This window comes from Streptomyces sp. Tue6028 (assembly GCF_002300165.1).
GTDB lineage: Bacteria > Actinomycetota > Actinomycetes > Streptomycetales > Streptomycetaceae > Streptomyces > Streptomyces siamensis.
Genome location: NZ_MLCE01000014.1, coordinates 54,460 through 71,188 on the forward strand (window position 1 = coordinate 54,460; position 16,729 = coordinate 71,188).

Sequence of the window (16,729 nt, forward strand, 5' to 3'; positions counted from 1 at the left end):
CCGATGCCCCCGACGACCTCGTTGAAGGAGACCGACCACGGGGCGGCCTCCCACGAGGAGGGCACCCGGCAGGTACGGGCCGTACCGCGCTGGCGGCGCGGTCTGCGCCCGTACCTGCTGATCGTGCCCGCCCTGCTGCTGACCGGCGGCATCCTGTACCCCTTCGGACTCGGCCTCTACTACACGCTGTTCGACTTCTCGGCGAGCAAGCCGCAGCCGGACATGGTGGGTTTCGAGAACTACCGCACGGTCTTCACCCAGGAGGCCTTCTGGAACTCCGCATGGGTGACGACCCTGTACGCGGTGGGAGCGGCGGCGGCCGAGACCGTGCTCGGGGTCGGCGTCGCGCTGCTGCTGCACCGCTCCACGCGCGTCGGCCGGGTCCTGGAGAAGATCCTCATCCTGCCGCTGATGATCGCCCCCGTGATCGCCGCGATCATGTGGAAGCTGATGCTCCAGCCGTCGGTGGGCGTGGTCAACCACCTGCTGGAACCGTTCGGTCTCGGCGGGGTGCAGTGGACCAACACCCCGACCGGCGCGCTGCTGTCGTCGATCGCCGTGGACGTGTGGGTGTACACACCGTTCGTCGCCGTCCTCGCCCTGGCCGGACTGCGCTCGCTGCCCGTCTCCCCCTTCGAGGCGGCGGCGGTGGACGGCGCCGGCTGGTGGTACACCTTCCGGCGGCTCACGCTCCCGATGCTGTGGCCGTACGTGCTGGTCGCGGTGATCTTCCGGTTCATGGACTCGCTCAAGGTGTTCGACATCATCTACGCCCTCACCGAGGGCGGGCCCGGCGACTCCACCGTCGTGCTCCAGATCCGGGCCTACCTGGAGGCGATCCGCTTCCAGCGGTACTCCTTCGGGATCAGCTACACCGTCGTGCTGTGGGCCGTGGTCTATCTGGCGGCGACCGTACTGGTCCGCCGTCTGGGCAAGATCCAGCGCCGGGCCGCGGAGGTGACCGAATGACCGGCAGGAAAAGGCTGTGGGGGTGGCTCGCGGACGCCGCGCTGATCCTCTACTTCGTCTTCGCGCTCTTCCCGATCGCCTGGATGGCGATCCTCTCGCTCAAGCCCGCCGACCAACTCTTCAGCACCTACTTCTCGTTCACTCCGACCCTCGACGCGTACCGGACCGTGCTCGGGGACAGCGAGGGCATCCCGTTCGTGCGGTTCTTCGTCAACAGCCTGGTCGTGTCGGTCGGCGCGGTGGCGCTCTCCCTCGTCGTCGGCCTCCCGGCGGCGTACGCGTCGGCACGGTGGCGGTTCAAGGGCTCCGAGAACCTGATGTTCACGCTGCTGTCGTTCCGCTTCGCCCCCGAACTCACCGTGATCATCCCGCTGTTCGTGCTCTACCAGAAGCTCGGCCTGTTCGACACCTACGTCGGCATGGTGTGGGTGCTGCAGCTGATCACCCTCCCGCTGATCGTGTGGATCATGCGGTCGTACTTCGCCGATCTGACCCCGGAGCTGGAACAGGCCGCGCTCCTCGACGGCTACACCCGCAAGCAGGCGTTCTTCAGGGTCGCCCTGCCCCTGGTCAAGCCCGGGATCGCGGCCGTGTCGCTGCTGGCGTTCATCTTCGCCTGGAACAACTTCGTCTTCCCCCTCATCCTCACCTCGTCGCAGGCGCAGACCGTCACCGTGGGCGCGCTCTCCTTCCTCGGCGGGGACCGGCCCAAGTACAACCTGACGGCCGCCGCCGCGCTCGTGTCCGTCGTGCCGCCGCTGCTGCTCGCGCTGACCATCCAGCGCTATCTGGTGCGCGGGCTGTCCTTCGGGGCGGTGAAGTCGTGAGCGTCTCCGACACGCTGAACGCGTCCGCGCGGCCCGCGGCGATCGCGCTGCGCGGGATCCACAAGGCGTACGGGCGCAGGACGGCCCTCGACGGACTCGAACTGGATGTGGCGGAAGGCGAGTTCTTCTGTCTGCTCGGGCCCTCGGGAGCGGGCAAGACGACGACGCTGAAGACGGTGGCCGGACTCGAACAGCCCGACTCCGGCACGGTCGAGCTCGACGGCACGGACATGGCGGGCGTCGAACCCTACGACCGCGGTGTCGCCATGTGCTTCGAGAGCTACGCGCTCTACCCGCACCGCTCGGCATACGACAACCTCGCCTCCCCGCTGCGCTCGCCCCGGCACCGGCTGCCCGCGTCCGAGGCCCGCGACCGCGTCGGCGCGATCGCCGAACTCCTCGGCATCAGCGCGCTGCTGGACCGGCCGGTGGGCGCGCTGTCGAACGGGCAGCGGCAGCGGATCGCGCTCGGCCGGGTACTGGTGCGGCCCGCCCGCGCCTTCCTCCTCGACGAACCGCTCTCCCACCTCGACGCCAAGCTCCGCCAGTCGATGCGCGCCGAACTCAAGGCGATCGGCGCCGTGCGCCGCACCACCACGCTGTACGTCACCCACGACTCCGTGGAGGCACTGGCGCTCGGCGACCGGATCGGCGTCATCCGGGACGGCCGGATCGTGCAGAGCGGGACGCGCGAGGAGATCTGGTACCGGCCCCGCGACACCGAGGTCGCGCGGGCCTTCGGCCGGCCGCGGATCAATCTGCTGCCGGGGACGATCACCGACGACGGCCGCTTCTGCGCCGTGGACGGGGCCTTCGAGCTGCCCGTCGCCGCACGGACCGCCGCGGGGACCGAGGTACTGGCCGGGGTGCGCCCGCGCGACCTGGCGCTCGGCGGCGAGGGCCACGAGCTCACCGGCACCGTCTACGTCACCGAGGTGCTCGGCCGGGCCGTCGAGGTCACCGTCCGGCTCGGCACACAGCACGTGTCGTTGGTCGTGCCCCGGGCCGACGCGACACACCTGCGTCCCGACGATCCGGTACGGCTGACCGTCCGGCCTGAGAACCTGCTGCTGTTCGAGGCCGACCGGCCGGAGCGTCCAGGACGAAGGATCGGGCAATGAGCAGCAGCAACACCGGTGGCGCACCCCAGGGCCCCGCGGTCCGCCAGGCCGCCATGGCCGAGCAGGTACTGGCCGACGGATCGGCGACCGCCGCCGAGCTGGCCGAACGCTTCGGGGTGAGCCTGATGACGATACACAGGGACCTCGACGAGCTCGAACGGCAGGGAATCGTAAGGAAGTTCAGGGGCGGGGTGACCGCGCAGCCGTCCGGGGTGTTCGAGTCGAACGTGCAGTACCGGCTGAAGTCGATGCGCCCGCAGAAGGCGGCCGTCGCGGAGCACGCGCTGAGCCTCGTCGAGCCCGGCATGGCCGTCCTCCTCGACGACTCGACGTCCGCGCTGGAGATAGCCCGCGGGCTCAGGGCCGGCGACATCACCCCGCTCACGGTCGTCACCAACTTCCTGGAGGCGATCAACCTGCTCTCCGACCGGCGCGGCATCCATCTGATGGCGCTGGGCGGCGACTACGACCCGCTGCACTCCTCGTTCCTCGGCGTGTCGTGCGTGGAGGCGGTGCAGTCGCTGCGCGTCGACGTGTGCTTCGCGTCGACGTCCGCGGTCTTCGGCGGGTACGCATACCACCAGGAGCAGCACATCGTGTCCGTGAAGCGCGCCATGCTCGACTCGGCCGCCCGCAACATCCTGCTGCTCGACCACACCAAGCTCGGCAGGGTCGCCCTGCACCGGGTCGCCCCGCTGTCCCGCTTCGATCTGGTCCTCGTCGACGACGGGGCGTCGGCGGAGGCGCTGCGCGATCTGGACGAGCACAAGGTCCCCTACGAAGTGTGCGCCGTCGGCGGCGGCACCTGACCCCATGGCCACGGAGGGCAGCGATGACGGCACTGGAGCTCCGGCAGCTGCGCAAGACGTACCGGTCCCGGGGCCGCCCCGCCGTGGACGCGGTGCGCGGCATCGACCTGGAGCTGCGCTCCGGCGAACTGCTCGGCCTGCTCGGCCCGTCCGGATGCGGCAAGTCCACCACGCTGCGCATGATCGCCGGCCTGGAGACGGTGACCGGCGGTGACATCCTGGTGGGCGGCGCCTCGGTGGTGGGGCGGCCCGCACAGGACCGCAACATCGGCGTCGCCTTCGAGAACTACGCGCTGTACCCGCCGCTGAGCGTCGCCGAGAACCTGTCGTTCGGGCTGCGGGCGCGCGGCCGGAGGACACGCGGCTCCCGCGACGACATCGCCCGCAGGGTCGCCGAGATCGCCGAGCGCGTCGACCTCGCGGACATCCTCCAGGCCCGTCCGGCCGGACTGTCCAGCGGCCAGAAGCAGCGCGTGGCCCTCGCCCGCGCCCTCATCCGCGAACCCGACGTCCTGCTCCTGGACGAACCGCTGTCGCATCTCGACGCGGCCCAGCGCGACACCACCCGCCGCGAGCTCAAACGCATCCAGCGGGACCTGGGGCACACCACGATCCTGGTCACGCACGACCAGGAGGAGGCCCTCTCCCTCGCCGACCGGATCGCCGTGATGAAGGACGGCGTGATCCAGCAGCTGGGCACGCCGTACGAGATCTACGACAGCCCGGCCAACGTGTTCGTCGCCGACTTCGTCGGGGAGCCCGCGGTCAACCTGCTGCCGGGGACGGCGACGGGCGACGGACACGTGCGGCTCTCCGGCACGGTCGCCTTCGCGCTGCCGCTGAAGGTGGCGGAAGGACGCGAGGTGGTGATCGGCATCCGGCCCGAGGACCTGGAACTGTCCGGCGAGAGCGGGGTCCCCGCCCGGGTGACCGCCCACGAGCCGCTTCTGGAGTCGGGTATCGCCACCCTGTCCCTGGAGGGCGTCGCACGGCCGCTCGTCGTCCTCACCGGACCCGAGGCGCGGCTCGCCCGGGACGAACGGGTCCGGGTGACCGCCGATCCCGCCCTCACCCATGTCTTCGACGCCGAGACGGGAGACTCCCTGCGATGACGCCCGCGACACCCGCGACGACACCCGACACGGCCTCCGCCACGACGACACCGAGGACGGCGTCGGAGGCGCCCTCCACCACGAGACCATCGACGGCCCCCGAGTCGGCCCCCGCCGTGCCGGCGCCCGTGCGGGTGGTGGCCGCCGGGGACCACTTCGTCCTCCCCGCCCTCATCACCTCCGCCGTCCGCGAAGAACTCCGCGACCACCCCTTCTCCGTCCGTGAGCTGACGCTCGGCTGGCCGCTCGAACCCTTCGGCCGGGTCGCCGAGGTCGAGGAGGCCAGCGACGCCGAGGACGAGCTCGCCGAGGCACTCGCCGACGCGGACGTGCTGGTCACCCAGATGGGCCCGGTGACCGAACGGGTACTGGCCGCCGCACCCCGGCTGCGGCTCGTGGTGGTCTGCCGGGGCGGCCCGGTGAACGTGAACCTGTCGGCGGCCCGCGCGCACGGCGTACGGGTGTGTTTCGCGCCCGGCCGCAACGCCGCCGCGACCGCCGAGTTCACCGTCGGTCTGCTGCTCGCCGCGCTGCGCCGTATCCCCCAGGCCCACGACCTGCTGGCCCGGCAGGGCAGTTGGGGCGGAGCGGCCTACTACACGTACGAGAACAGCGGGCTGGAGCTGGAGGACCTGCCCGTGGGGCTCGTCGGCTACGGCGCGGTCGGCAGCCGTGTCGCCCGGGTGCTCGGCGCGTTCGGGGCGCGGGTGCTGGTGCACGACCCCTACGTACGCGGCGAGGTGCACGGGCTCAGGGTCGGCTCGCTCGACGAACTCCTCGGCCGTTCCCGGGTGATCAGCCTGCACGCGCGGCTCACGCCCGAGACCCGTGGCCTGATCGGCGCCCGCGAACTGGCGCTGCTGCCGTCGGGCGCCGTGCTGGTGAACGTGGCGCGCGGCCCGCTCGTCGACGAACAGGCGCTGTGCGAGGCCCTCAAGAACGGCCGGCTGTCGGCGGCGGCCCTGGACACCTTCGAGCAGGAGCCGGTGCCGCCCGCCTCACCGCTGCTCGACCTCGCCGGGACCGAACGGCTGGTGATGACACCGCACCTGGGCGGGGCGAGCCGCGCCGTGGCCGAAAAGGCCGCACGGATCGCGGCTGCCGAGGTGGGCCGCTGGACACGTGGGGAGCCGCTGGCACACTGCCTCGACTGAGGCCCATGGCAGGGAAGTTGACGGTTGCAGCGCGAGCGGGGCCGAGGGAGGCCGAGGGGCATGTACGTCGGTATCGATGTGGGCACGTCCATGGTGAAGGCCGCCGCCTTCGACGAATCGGGCCGCGAACTGGCCGTGGAGACACAGCCCGTGCGCCTCTCCCTGCACGACGGCTTCGTCGAGCAGGACATGGAGGAGGTGTACACGGCTGTGGTCGGCGTGCTGTCCGCGCTGACCACCGCCGTGCCGGGACCGGTCGAGCTGGCGGGGCTCACCGGGCAGGGCGACGGCGTGTGGCTCGTCGACGACGAGGGCCGCCCGGTGCGCGCCGCCGCGTCCTGGATGGACGGCCGGGCGCACGAACTGGTCGACCAGTGGCTCGCGGACGGCACGTTCGAGACGGTCTTCCGGCGCACCGGCAGCGCCATGTTCCCCGGCTGCCCCGGACCGCTGCTCGCCTGGCTCGACCGGTACGAGCCGGCCGCGCTCGACGCCGCGGCCACCGCCCTGTACTGCAAGGACATGGTCTTCCAGCGGCTGACCGGGGTCCGCGCCACCGATGTCTCCGACGCCTCGATGCCGTTCCTCGACCCGCGCACCCGCCGCTACGACAACCGGGTGGTCGAGCTCCTCGGCCTGACCCACCGGCGCGGACTCCTCGCGCCGGTCAGTGACCCGCTGGCCACCGGGCGGGCTCGCGGCGAGGGCCTGCCGTCCGGCACCCCGCTCGCCAACGGCCCCTACGATCTGCCCGCCTGCGCGCTCGGCGCGGGCGTCACCGCCCCCGGCGACGGCCTGCTGATCGTCGGGACCTGCCTCGCCAGCCTGGTCGGGACGACCGACCTCGACCTGTCCGGCGAGCCGGCCGGCCTGTACATCTCCACCGACCGGGCCGGGTACTGGCTGCGCGCCATGCCCGCGATGGTCGGCACGGCGGCGCTGGACTGGGTGCTGTCGACGACCGGCGTCCGCCACGACGAGGTGGACGGCCTGCTGGCCGAGACCCCGCCCGGCGCACATGGCGTGCGCGTCCTGCCCTACTTCGCCCCCTCGGGCGAACGCGCCCCCTTCGTCGAGCCCCGGCTGCGCGCCGAACTCACCGGCGTCTCCCTGGAGTCGACGAAGGCGGACCTCGTCCGCGCGACCTGCGAGGGCATCGGGTTCGCGGCCCGGCACTGTCTGGAGGCCGCGGGCCTGACCGGATCGCTGGCGGTCTGCGGCGGCGGCACCCGCAGCCCCGCGTGGATGCAGCTGCTCGCCGACGTGCTGGGCCGTCCGCTGCGGGTGATCGAGGGGGAGGTGGGGGCGCGGGGGGCGGTGCTCGCCGCGGCCGGGCGGCACGGGGTCTCCCTCGACGCGGACGCGTGGACGCGGCCCGCGCGGGTCGTGCGGGCCGATGCCGGGCGGGCGGCCCACTACGCCAAGGCGTACGAGGACCATCTGGCCCACCTGCACGACGCCCGCACCCGGGCTCGCCGTTGAGGTTGTTCTCGCCCCCGCCGCCCCTGCCCGTCCCGTCGGGGCTCCGCCCCGGACCCCGCTCCTCAAACGCCGGAGGGGCTGATTCAGCCCGTCCGGCGCTTGAGGACGAGGCCGTCCAGGCCGATCGGGGGTCTGGGGGCGGAGCCCCCGGGCGGCGGGGCCGGAGGAGTTCGTCGACCATGCGATACGGAAGGGGACTTGTATGAAGGCCTCGCACCCGAGACGCCGCTCCGTGCTGCTCGCGGCCGCCGCCACCCCGGCGGCCGCAGCCGTACCCGCCGCGGCGGCCGGACCACCCCACCGCCCCCGCGGTCCGCTCGTCATAGGGCACCGCGGCGCGGCCGGCTGGCGCCCCGAGCACACGGCGGCGGCGTACACGTACGGCGTGCAGACCGGCGCCGACTGGATCGAGCCGGACCTGGTGGCGACCAGGGACCACGTCCTGGTGGTCCGGCACGAGAACGAGATCTCGCAGACGACGGACGTCGCCTCGCACCCGGAGTTCACGGCCCGCCGCACCACGAAGACGGTGGACGGCAGGGCCGTGTCGGGCTGGTTCACGGAGGACTTCACCCTGGCGGAGCTGAAGACGCTGCGGGCCGTCGAGCGCCTCCCGCTGGTCCGCAACCGCAACACCGTCCTGGACGGCCGGTACGAGGTCCTCACCTTCCAGGAGGTGGTGGACCTGGCCCGCGCCCTGTCGAAGCGGTACGGCCGGACGATCGCGGTCTTCCCGGAGACGAAGCACCCGACGTACTTCCGCTCCATGGGCCTGGAGCTGGAGCCGAAGCTGGCGGCGCTGGTGCGCCGCAACCGGCTGGGCCCGCGCGAGTGCGTCGTGCAGTCCTTCGAGCCGACCAGCCTGAAGCGCGTCGCGGACCAGCGGCTCGGTGTGCCGCTCTGGCAGGCGCTGGGCACCACGGGCGGACCGTACGACCTGGTGTCCGCCGGGGGCCCGACGACGTACAAGGACATGATGACGCCGGCCGGTCTGGCGAGGATCGCGGAGTACGCCGACTGGATCGGCCCCGACAAGACGTCGCTCGTCCCGGTGGGCCCGGACGGCCGTCTCGGCACACCCACCTCGCTCGTGGCGGACGCCCACGCGGCCGGCCTGCGGATCGGTCCGTACACCTACCGGGCGGAGAACCAGTTCCTGCCGGCCGACTTCCGACGCGGTACCGGACCCAATGATTTCGGGGACGCCTTCGCGGAGTACGCGCTGTACTACGGGCTGGGGGTCGACGCGGTGGTGACCGACTTCCCGGACCTGGCGGTGATCGCGAGGAGGGGCTCATGACGAAGAGCAAGTCCTGTCCGACCTGCGGCACGATGCAGGACTTCCGTCGTCTCGACGACGTCGAGAAGGAAGCGGTGCGCAAGGACAAGGGGATCCAGTACGTCGACGACTACTGGCGCTGCACCGCCCCCGGCTGCCGGACCTACCAGCGCTACGACAAGAAGAGCGACCGCGGCCTCCTGCCCGAGGAGTTCCGGGAGGAGGCCGCCGCGCCCGAGTGATGCTCAGAGGTTGCTGAAGTCCGGACCGGCCGTGCGCGTCCGCTTGATCTCATAGAAGCCCGGGACCGAGGCGACGAGGAGGGTGCCGTCCCAGAGCTTGGCGGCCTCCTCGCCCTTGGGGGCGGGCGTGACGACCGGGCCGAAGAAGGCGATCTGCTCACCGTCGGCGCCGGGGACGGCGATGACCGGGGTGCCGACGTCCTGGCCGACCTTCTCGATGCCCTCCTTGTGGGAGGCGCGCAGCTCGGAGTCGAACTCGAAGTCCTCCTGGTCGGCGTAGTCGATGAGGTCGGCGGGCAGGCCGACGTCCGCCAGGGCACCGGCGATCGCCTCGACGGTCGGGCCCTCGCCGTCGTTGTGGATGCGGGTGCCGAGCGCGGTGTAGAGCGGGCCGAGGATGTCGTCGCCGTGCTTCTGCCAGGCCGCGGTGACCACGCGCACCGGCTTCCACGCCTTGGTCGCGAGCATGTCCCGGTACTCCTCGGGCAGCTCGTCGAGCCGGTTCTCATTGAGCACCGCAAGGCTCATGATGTGCCAGCGCACCTCTATGTCGCGGACCTTCTCCACTTCCAGCACCCATCGCGAGGTCATCCAGGCCCAGGGGCAGAGCGGGTCGAACCAGAAGTCGACGGGGGTCTTCGCGGACGTGGTCGCGGTCTCGGACATGGTTCTCCTCAGGAAGGGGTTTCTCCGAACCTGCAACAGGGACCCGCGCCGCCTCATTCCCGGGTGTCGACGGTCAGGGGCACATGGCAGGATCGGTGCTGTTGCGCCATGTCCGAAGCGCACCGAGACGTCCGAAGGAGTGCAGCCCGTGCCCGGTGAGAACCTGTCCCGCGACGAGGCCCAGGAGCGGGCGGCGCTGCTGTCCGTCGACAGCTACGAGGTCTCCCTCGACCTGCGCTCGGCCGTCGGGGAGGCGGGGGCCGAGGGGGTGCCGCGCACGTTCCGCTCGGTCACCACCATCCGTTTCCGGTGCGCCGAGCCGGGCGCCGCCTCCTTCGCCGACCTGATCGCGCCGAGTGTGACCTCGGTCTCACTCAACGGGAAGGACCTCGATCCGGGGGAGGTCTTCGACGGCTCCCGGATCCAGCTGGAGGACCTGGCCGCGGAGAACGAGCTGGTGGTCGACGCCCAGTGCGCGTACTCGCGCACCGGTGAGGGCATGCACCGCTTCGTCGACCCCGAGGACGGCGAGGTGTACCTGTACACGCAGTACGAGCCCGCGGACTCGCGCCGTGTCTTCGCGAACTTCGAGCAGCCGGACCTCAAGGCCCCGTTCCGCTTCGAGGTGCGGGCCCCCGAGGGGTGGACGGTCTGGGGCAACGGCGCCGGTGAACTCACGGACGGTGTCTGGAAGTTCGCGGAGACCAAGCCGATCTCGACGTACATCACCGCGGTCGTCGCCGGTCCGTACCACTACGTGACCGACCGCTACACGCGGACCTTCGACGACGGCACGACGCTGGAGATCCCCCTCGGCGCCATGTGCCGCAAGGGCCTCGCCCCCTACTTCGACGCCGACGACGTGTTCCTGGTGACGAAGCAGGGCCTGGACTTCTTCCACGACCACTTCGACTACCCGTACCCGTTCGGGAAGTACGACCAGGCGTTCGTGCCCGAGTACAACCTCGGCGCCATGGAGAACCCGGGTCTCGTCACCTTCCGCGAGGAGTACATCTTCCGCGGCAAGGTGACACAGGCCTCCTACGAGGGCCGGGCGAACGTCATCCTGCACGAGATGGCGCACATGTGGTTCGGCGACCTCGTCACCATGGTGTGGTGGGACGACCTGTGGCTGAAGGAGTCCTTCGCCGACTTCATGGGCACGTTCGCCAACGTCGGCGCGACCCGCTTCACGGACGCCTGGATCACCTTCGCCAACCGCCGCAAGGCGTGGGCGTACCGCGCGGACCAGCTGCCCTCCACCCACCCGATCACGGCCGACATCCGCGACCTCCAGGACGCCAAGCTCAACTTCGACGGCATCACGTACGCCAAGGGCGCCTCCGTGCTCAAGCAGCTGGTGGCGTACGTGGGCCAGGACGCCTTCCTCGACGGCGCCCGCCGCTACTTCAAGCGCCACGCCTACGGCAACACCCGCCTGGGCGACCTGCTGACGGCCCTGGAGGAGACGAGCGGACGGGACATGGCCGGCTGGGCGCGCTCCTGGCTCCAGACCGCGGGCGTCAACTCCCTGACCCCGCAGGTGATCCTGGACTCCGAGGGGCGCGTCAGCGAGCTGGCGATCGTCCAGGAGGCCCCCGAGTCGCACCCCGAACTGCGCCCGCACCGGGTCGCGGTGGGCCTGTACCGGCGTGCGGACGGGGACGGCCCGCTCGTGCGGTACGCGCGCGCCGAGGTCGACGTCGACGGGCCGCGCACGGTCGTCGGTGAACTGGCCGGCGCCGAGGCGCCCGAGCTCGTCCTCGTCAACGACGAGGACCTCACGTACTGCAAGATCCGGTTCGATGAGGGTTCGCTGGCGACCCTGCGGGACGGGCTCGGCGAGATCACGGACCCGTTGGCGCGCGCCCTGTGCTGGTCGGCGCTGTGGAACCTGACGCGCGACGCGCTGATGCCGGCCCGCGACTTCATCGACCTGGTGCTGCGGTTCGCGGGCCGCGAGTCCGACATCGGTGTGCTCCAGATGCTGCACGCCTGGGCGAACTCCGCGCTCACCCATTACGCGGCGCCGGACTGGCGCACGGAGGGCGGGCGGCTGCTCACCGAGGGCGCGCTGAAGGAACTGCGGCTCGCCGAGCCGGGCAGCCAGCACCAGCTCACCTGGGCCCGTTTCTTCGCGAACGTCGCGTCCGGCGAGGCCGATCTCCAGCTGCTCCAGGGCCTGCTGGAGGGTACGGCGAAGATCGACGGACTGGACGTCGACCAGGAGCTGCGCTGGGCCTTCCTGGAGCCGCTGGCCGCGCACGGAGCCGCGGACGAGTCGGTGCTGGCCGCCGAACTCGCCCGTGACGACACCGCGTCCGGCAAGCGCCACCAGGTCCGCTGCCTGGCGGCCCGCCCCTCAGCGGCGGTCAAGGCGCAGGCCTGGGCGGCGGTGGTCGAGTCCGACTCGCTGTCCAACGCGCTCGTCGAGGCGACGATCGCGGGCTTCATGCAGCCGTCCCAGCGCGCGACGCTCGCCCCGTACGCGGCGAAGTACTTCGCGTCGATCGAGCGTGTGTGGGCCGAGCGGTCCATCCAGATCGGCATGGACGTCGTGAAGGGCCTGTTCCCGGCGCTCCGGGACTCGCAGGACACGCTGGACGCGACGGACGCGTGGCTGGCGGCGCACGAGGACGCGGCGCCGGCGCTGCGGCGGCTGGTCCTGGAGGCGCGGGACGACCTGGCGCGGACGCTGCGCGGTCAGGCGTGCGACATCGCCGCGGCGGGCTGAGCCGGGCGGCCGGCTCCGGCGGGCCGGCTCCGACGGACCGGCTCAGGCGGATCCGCTCGGGCGGATCGGCTCGGGCGGGCGAGCTCGGGCGGGCCAGCTCAGGCGGATCCGCTCGGGCGGATCCGCTCGGGCGGATCCGCTCGGGCGGATCGGCTCCGCCGAAGGTGATCCGATGTGGCTCATCCGGCGGGCCCGTCGCCCGCCCCCGCCGCACGGCACGGCATCGTGAGGGCACCGGCTCCGGCCGGTGCCCTCGGTTGTGCCGGCCTCCGGCCACACCGGTGCCTCCGGTCGCGTCGGCGCCTCCGGTCGTCGCACGGGCGTTCCGCGCAACGCCGTGCGAGTCGTTCCTTCCGCTTGTCCGATGGGCGACACCAGGCAGTTACGAAATACAGGTATTCAGAGCCGTAACCTGTATTACTTCCCGTCCGGACCAGCGCCTTTCGGCAGTCGAACGTCCGTACTTTAGGACGTCCTTGTCCGCATTTGTCGACGGGCGTGTAACAGCGGTTAGAGGGCGGCTCCGGGGCGGGAAACCCCGGGGCATGAACCACAACACCCCGCTCTCCCCCCGCCCCCTGCACCACCTGTCCGACGTACAGCGGCGGGTCCTGACCTCCGCGCAGCTGCGCAGCCACGGCGTGACCGCCGCCGAGGCCAACGGACAGTGCCGCCCCGGCGGCCCCTGGCAGCAGATCCTCCCCGGCGTCTTCCTGCTGCACCCCGGCCCGCCCACCTCCGAGGAGCGCCTGCACGCGGTCCTGCTGTACGCCGCCCGCTCCCCCGCACCCGGCACCGCGCAGACCATCCCCGCACAGCCCGGCGCGGAGGGGCCCCACGCCCCCCAGCCCTACGCGGACGCGCTGATCACGGGACTGGCGGCACTCACCCTGCACGGCTTCTCGTCGGCCCCGCCCCTGCCGTCCCTCGACCGGATCGACGTCCTCGTCCCCCGCCTGCGCCGGCTGCGCTCCACGGGCTGCGCCCGCATCGTCCGCGCGCCCTCCCTGCCCGGCGGATCCTGGATCACCGGTGTCCCGGTCGCGCCCGTCCCCCGCGCCCTCGCCGACGCGGTCGCCGAACTACCCGACGCGGGCGCCGTGCGCCGCCTGCTGACGGAGGCGGTGCGCGGCGGCCACTGCGACCCGGCCGCCGTGGTGCGGGAGTTGACGCAGGCACGGCTGCTGAGCCGCCCGCACGTGGTGGACGCGGTGGACGCCCTGCTCGCCGAGGGCCGCGCCATCGCCGAGCAGCGCCTGTACCGGATGGTCCGCGAGCACGGGCTGCCCGACCCGGTCTGGAACGTGGATCTGCGACTGCCGGGCGGCCCCCATCTGGGCGGTCTGGACGCCTACTGGCCGGAGCAGGCGGTCGCGCTGGAGCTGGACACCCGCGCGCCCCGCCAGGACGAGGACGCGCTGTGGTCCGAGTACGCCCGCAAGCGCGAGCATCTGGAGCGCCTGGGCATCACCGTCGTCCACATCACGCCGCGCAAGCTCCGCGACTCGGCGGAGCAGCAGGCCACGGTGGTGCGCACCGCTCTGATGGCGTCGAACGACCGCGAACCCGCGGCCTATGTCGTGGTGCTGCCCCGGTCATGACGACCGGAGTCGGTGTCCGGAGGGGAGAGGAGGGGCCGCCGGGCTGCCGGCGGCCCCTCCTCGTGTGCGGGTGTCCCCGCCCCCTAGCGGGACTTCTCGCTGTTGGCGACGGTGGCGGTCTTCATGTCGCGCACGGCCGCCAGTTCCTGCGTGTGCGAGGAGATGAGGTCCTTCTGGATGGCGGTCTCGGCGCCGTGCCAGATGCCGAGCAGGCCGGTCTCCTCCTTGCACAGGGTGTCGGCGGTGGCCGTTTCGATCTCCGCCTGCGACGGCTTGTCGCCGGTCCACCGGGGATCGTTGTTCGCGTCGATCGGTGACGCGTACGCGAAGCCCTTGCCCTTCATGCACGCCGACCACGACGCGAAGGCCGCCCGGATCTTCGGGTCGGTGAGGGACTTCTCGTAGGACTGGCCGTCCAGTTCCTCCACGAGGGTGTCGTCGAGGTAGGTGTCGGCCTGCCCGCCGGTGACCTCGGCGAGGGCCTGTCCGTAGCAGCCGTCCTGGGGGATCGTCTCCCCCGCCGCGGTCCTGGTCACCCGCTTCGGGGCGGCGGTGCGACCGGCCTGGTACCCGTCGAGCGCGGCCTCCTCCTCGGGGCTGAACTCGGGTTCTTCGCCGCCCACTTCGCCGCCGCGTGCGAGGGAGGTGGTCTGTGCGAAGGCGGGCCGGTAGCCGTACTTGCCGGCCTCGGTGACGTTGTAGGTGCCGTAGCGGAGGTCCTCGTGCGCTTCGAGGCCGTCGGCGACGGGCGCGGGCCGGAAGGTGAAGTCCTTGAACCCGAGGTCGACCATGCACGGCCGCACGAGCGCCCAAGTGGCCCGCCGGCTCCGTTCGTACTCCTCGGGCGAGAGCTGGTAGGCGTCCAGGGGCAGGGTCATGCGGGCGACGGCGCGGACCGCCGAGGCCTGCACCTTCGTCCGCCGGTCCGCGGTGCCGTCCGGGCCGGAGCCGGCGCCGTCGGCGCCGTGTCCCGCGCAGGCGGTCAGGGCGAGTGCCGCCATCGAGGCCGCGGCCGCCAGGGAAGCTGTTCTTGCACGCATGGGTGGGGGGTTCCTTTCCTGGTCAGTGGCTTGCGGTGGCCTCAGTGGCCGGAGCCGTCCTCGTGGCGCGGGTACCAGTTGGTGGAGGAGTTCTTGTTCTTCAGCGCGGAGGTGAGGTTCTTGCGGCCCTGCGGCTTGAGCGAGTTGTAGGGGCCCTTCCACCAGCGGTCGCGGTGGACGCAGAAGGCGGTGTTGCGGGTACGGCTGTCCCAGGAGGCGGCGTGGTCCTCCAGCTGCGTGCCCGCTCCGGGGCCCGAGCCGGGCTTGAACACCTCGCCGTCCAGGTTGTAGCCGCCGTTCCCGATCGTCGCGAGGGCTCCCTGCTGGTTGCTGTTGTAGTAGAAGCAGGCCATGCGGTCGTAGCAGCGGTGCGTCGGCGCGGCCGGGGTGACGTCGGCGGAGGCCGGGGAGGCCGAGGCCACCGGTATCGCGAGCAGCGCGGCGGCGAGCGACGGAATCAACAGGCGTGGATTTCTCACGGGTTCCTCTCAGCTCTTTTCTTTTCGTCAGGTGCGGGGGTGCCGGCCTGCACAGGAAGAGAGAAGGGGGAGAGGCGGAGCTATGGAACGAAGGGACACGGAAGAAGGACGTACGGAAGGAACATGTACGGAAGAGAAAAGGGAGAGAGAAGGCACAGGACACCCCCGTCATGGAGTCCGGCTGGTCATGGCCTGGTCAGGGCCGCCGAACACCTGTCCACTCTAACCACACCGGGAACATGGGAAACAGGGCTCACAGTTGGGACCCGCGACCCGCGACAGGCGGGCGGTCGCGCAAGCGGAATGGGCCCGGCGCAGGCTTTCGGGCCGGAATCCAGAAATCCGGCTGAGTGAAAGCGGCGAAGCGGAAGTGGAATTGGCGTAATTCCATCCGTGGAACATGGCCGGTTCCACCGGCCCGCCCGGACCCGCCCGCGTTGTCGGTGGCCCCCTCTACGGTGGTGCCCACGCGAGGACAGGCACGACTGAGGAAAAGACGGAAGAGACAGGAGAGGCCCGTGACGACGCTTCCCGGCCGCCCGAACACCGCACTGCTCGTCATCGACGTCCAGAACGGCGTGGTGGAAGGCTGCCACGACCGCGACGGCGTGATCGCCAACATCGGCGCCCTGGCCGCCAGGGCCCGCGCCGAGGGCGCGCCGGTGATCTGGGTCCAGCACTCCGACGACCAGCTCAAGAAGGGCGGCGAGAGCTGGCAGTACGTGCCGGAGCTGGTCCGCCACGACACCGAGCCCCTCGTCCACAAGCTCTACGCCGACTCCTTCGAGGCCACCGAGCTGGAGGAGCTGCTCGCCGGACTGGGTGTGGGCCGTCTCGTCGTCACGGGCGCCCAGACCGACGTGTGCATCCGCTCGACCCTCCACGGCGGCTTCGTCCGGGGATACGACGTGACGCTGGTCGCCGACGCCCACACGACGGAGGACCTCACCGCGTACGGCGCACCGGCCCCCGCCCTGGTGATCGCCCACACCAACCTCTACTGGGCGGAGCAGAACGCACCGGGCCGCCGGGGCGGCACCGTTGTCACGGCGGAGGTGAGCTTCGCACCGGCCGGCGCCGCCTGACCGGCGTGCACCCGGAGCGCCGTGTGACCGGCGCTCAGGGTGCGGCCGGGCGGGTCGGCCCGCGGACGGATCCGGGTGCGGATCCAGGTGCGGATCCAGGTGCGGATCCAGGTGCGGATCCAGGTGCGG

At 71.7% G+C, this 16,729-nt stretch carries 15 protein-coding genes; 12 read left to right on the top strand and 3 right to left on the bottom strand.

Annotated elements, in window-relative coordinates; translation table 11 throughout:
- Positions 1 to 3: 3 nt before the first annotated feature.
- The 9 genes from BKI49_RS12685 (at position 4) to BKI49_RS12725 (ending at position 8,995) form a co-directional block, all read left to right on the top strand.
- The gene (locus BKI49_RS12685; protein WP_257004746.1) at positions 4 to 969 is read left to right on the top strand and encodes a carbohydrate ABC transporter permease; all 966 of its coding nucleotides are present in this window, start codon (positions 4 to 6) and stop codon (positions 967 to 969) included.
- Complete coding sequence (locus tag BKI49_RS12690; RefSeq protein ID WP_095934349.1) at positions 966 to 1,796, top strand: carbohydrate ABC transporter permease; 831 nt, start codon at positions 966 to 968, stop codon at positions 1,794 to 1,796. Before BKI49_RS12685 ends, BKI49_RS12690 begins: the two co-directional genes overlap by 4 nt.
- Complete coding sequence (locus BKI49_RS12695; RefSeq protein WP_257004748.1) at positions 1,793 to 2,917, top strand: ABC transporter ATP-binding protein; 1,125 nt, start codon at positions 1,793 to 1,795, stop codon at positions 2,915 to 2,917. The genes BKI49_RS12690 and BKI49_RS12695 overlap by 4 nt, the downstream gene beginning before the upstream one ends.
- Entirely contained in the window at positions 2,914 to 3,726 is an 813-nt protein-coding gene (locus tag BKI49_RS12700; RefSeq protein ID WP_095934350.1) for a DeoR/GlpR family DNA-binding transcription regulator, read from the top strand. The genes BKI49_RS12695 and BKI49_RS12700 overlap by 4 nt, the downstream gene beginning before the upstream one ends.
- Positions 3,727 to 3,749: 23 nt before the next feature.
- A complete protein-coding gene (locus BKI49_RS12705) occupies positions 3,750 to 4,838 on the top strand; it encodes an ABC transporter ATP-binding protein (RefSeq protein WP_095934351.1) in 1,089 nt (362 codons plus the stop codon).
- A complete protein-coding gene (locus BKI49_RS12710; protein ID WP_095934352.1) occupies positions 4,835 to 5,992 on the top strand; it encodes a 2-hydroxyacid dehydrogenase in 1,158 nt (385 codons plus the stop codon). The genes BKI49_RS12705 and BKI49_RS12710 overlap by 4 nt, the downstream gene beginning before the upstream one ends.
- Positions 5,993 to 6,052: 60 nt before the next feature.
- Positions 6,053 to 7,474 (top strand): FGGY-family carbohydrate kinase, encoded by a 1,422-nt coding sequence (locus tag BKI49_RS12715; protein WP_095934353.1) that lies wholly within the window; start codon positions 6,053 to 6,055, stop codon positions 7,472 to 7,474.
- Positions 7,475 to 7,676: 202 nt separating this feature from the next.
- Positions 7,677 to 8,774 (top strand): glycerophosphodiester phosphodiesterase, encoded by a 1,098-nt coding sequence (locus BKI49_RS12720; protein ID WP_095934354.1) that lies wholly within the window; start codon positions 7,677 to 7,679, stop codon positions 8,772 to 8,774.
- Positions 8,771 to 8,995 carry a hypothetical protein gene (locus tag BKI49_RS12725; protein ID WP_095934355.1) on the top strand — a complete coding sequence of 75 codons (225 nt, stop codon included), beginning with the start codon at positions 8,771 to 8,773 and terminating at the stop codon, positions 8,993 to 8,995. Before BKI49_RS12720 ends, BKI49_RS12725 begins: the two co-directional genes overlap by 4 nt.
- A gap of 3 nt (positions 8,996 to 8,998) precedes the next feature.
- Here BKI49_RS12725 and BKI49_RS12730 read toward each other — a convergent pair whose 3' ends face one another.
- The gene (locus BKI49_RS12730) at positions 8,999 to 9,661 is read right to left on the bottom strand and encodes a mycothiol-dependent nitroreductase Rv2466c family protein (RefSeq protein ID WP_095934356.1); all 663 of its coding nucleotides are present in this window, start codon (positions 9,659 to 9,661) and stop codon (positions 8,999 to 9,001) included.
- Between the two features lie 148 nt (positions 9,662 to 9,809).
- Between BKI49_RS12730 and pepN the strand changes: the two genes are divergently transcribed.
- Entirely contained in the window at positions 9,810 to 12,395 is a 2,586-nt protein-coding gene (gene pepN / locus BKI49_RS12735) for an aminopeptidase N (protein ID WP_095934357.1), read from the top strand.
- Positions 12,396 to 12,940: 545 nt separating this feature from the next.
- Complete coding sequence (locus tag BKI49_RS12740; RefSeq protein ID WP_095934358.1) at positions 12,941 to 13,996, top strand: hypothetical protein; 1,056 nt, start codon at positions 12,941 to 12,943, stop codon at positions 13,994 to 13,996.
- An 83-nt stretch (positions 13,997 to 14,079) separates the two neighbouring features.
- Here BKI49_RS12740 and BKI49_RS12745 read toward each other — a convergent pair whose 3' ends face one another.
- Positions 14,080 to 15,036 (bottom strand): hypothetical protein, encoded by a 957-nt coding sequence (locus tag BKI49_RS12745; protein ID WP_143658435.1) that lies wholly within the window; start codon positions 15,034 to 15,036, stop codon positions 14,080 to 14,082.
- 41 nt (positions 15,037 to 15,077) lie between these two features.
- The gene (locus BKI49_RS12750; protein WP_143658437.1) at positions 15,078 to 15,515 is read right to left on the bottom strand and encodes a hypothetical protein; all 438 of its coding nucleotides are present in this window, start codon (positions 15,513 to 15,515) and stop codon (positions 15,078 to 15,080) included.
- 518 nt (positions 15,516 to 16,033) lie between these two features.
- On the opposite strand from BKI49_RS12750, the gene BKI49_RS12755 reads away from it, so the two are divergent.
- Positions 16,034 to 16,600, top strand: a complete 567-nt coding sequence (locus BKI49_RS12755) for a cysteine hydrolase family protein (protein ID WP_095934361.1) — start codon at positions 16,034 to 16,036, stop codon at positions 16,598 to 16,600.
- Positions 16,601 to 16,729 lie beyond the last annotated feature (129 nt).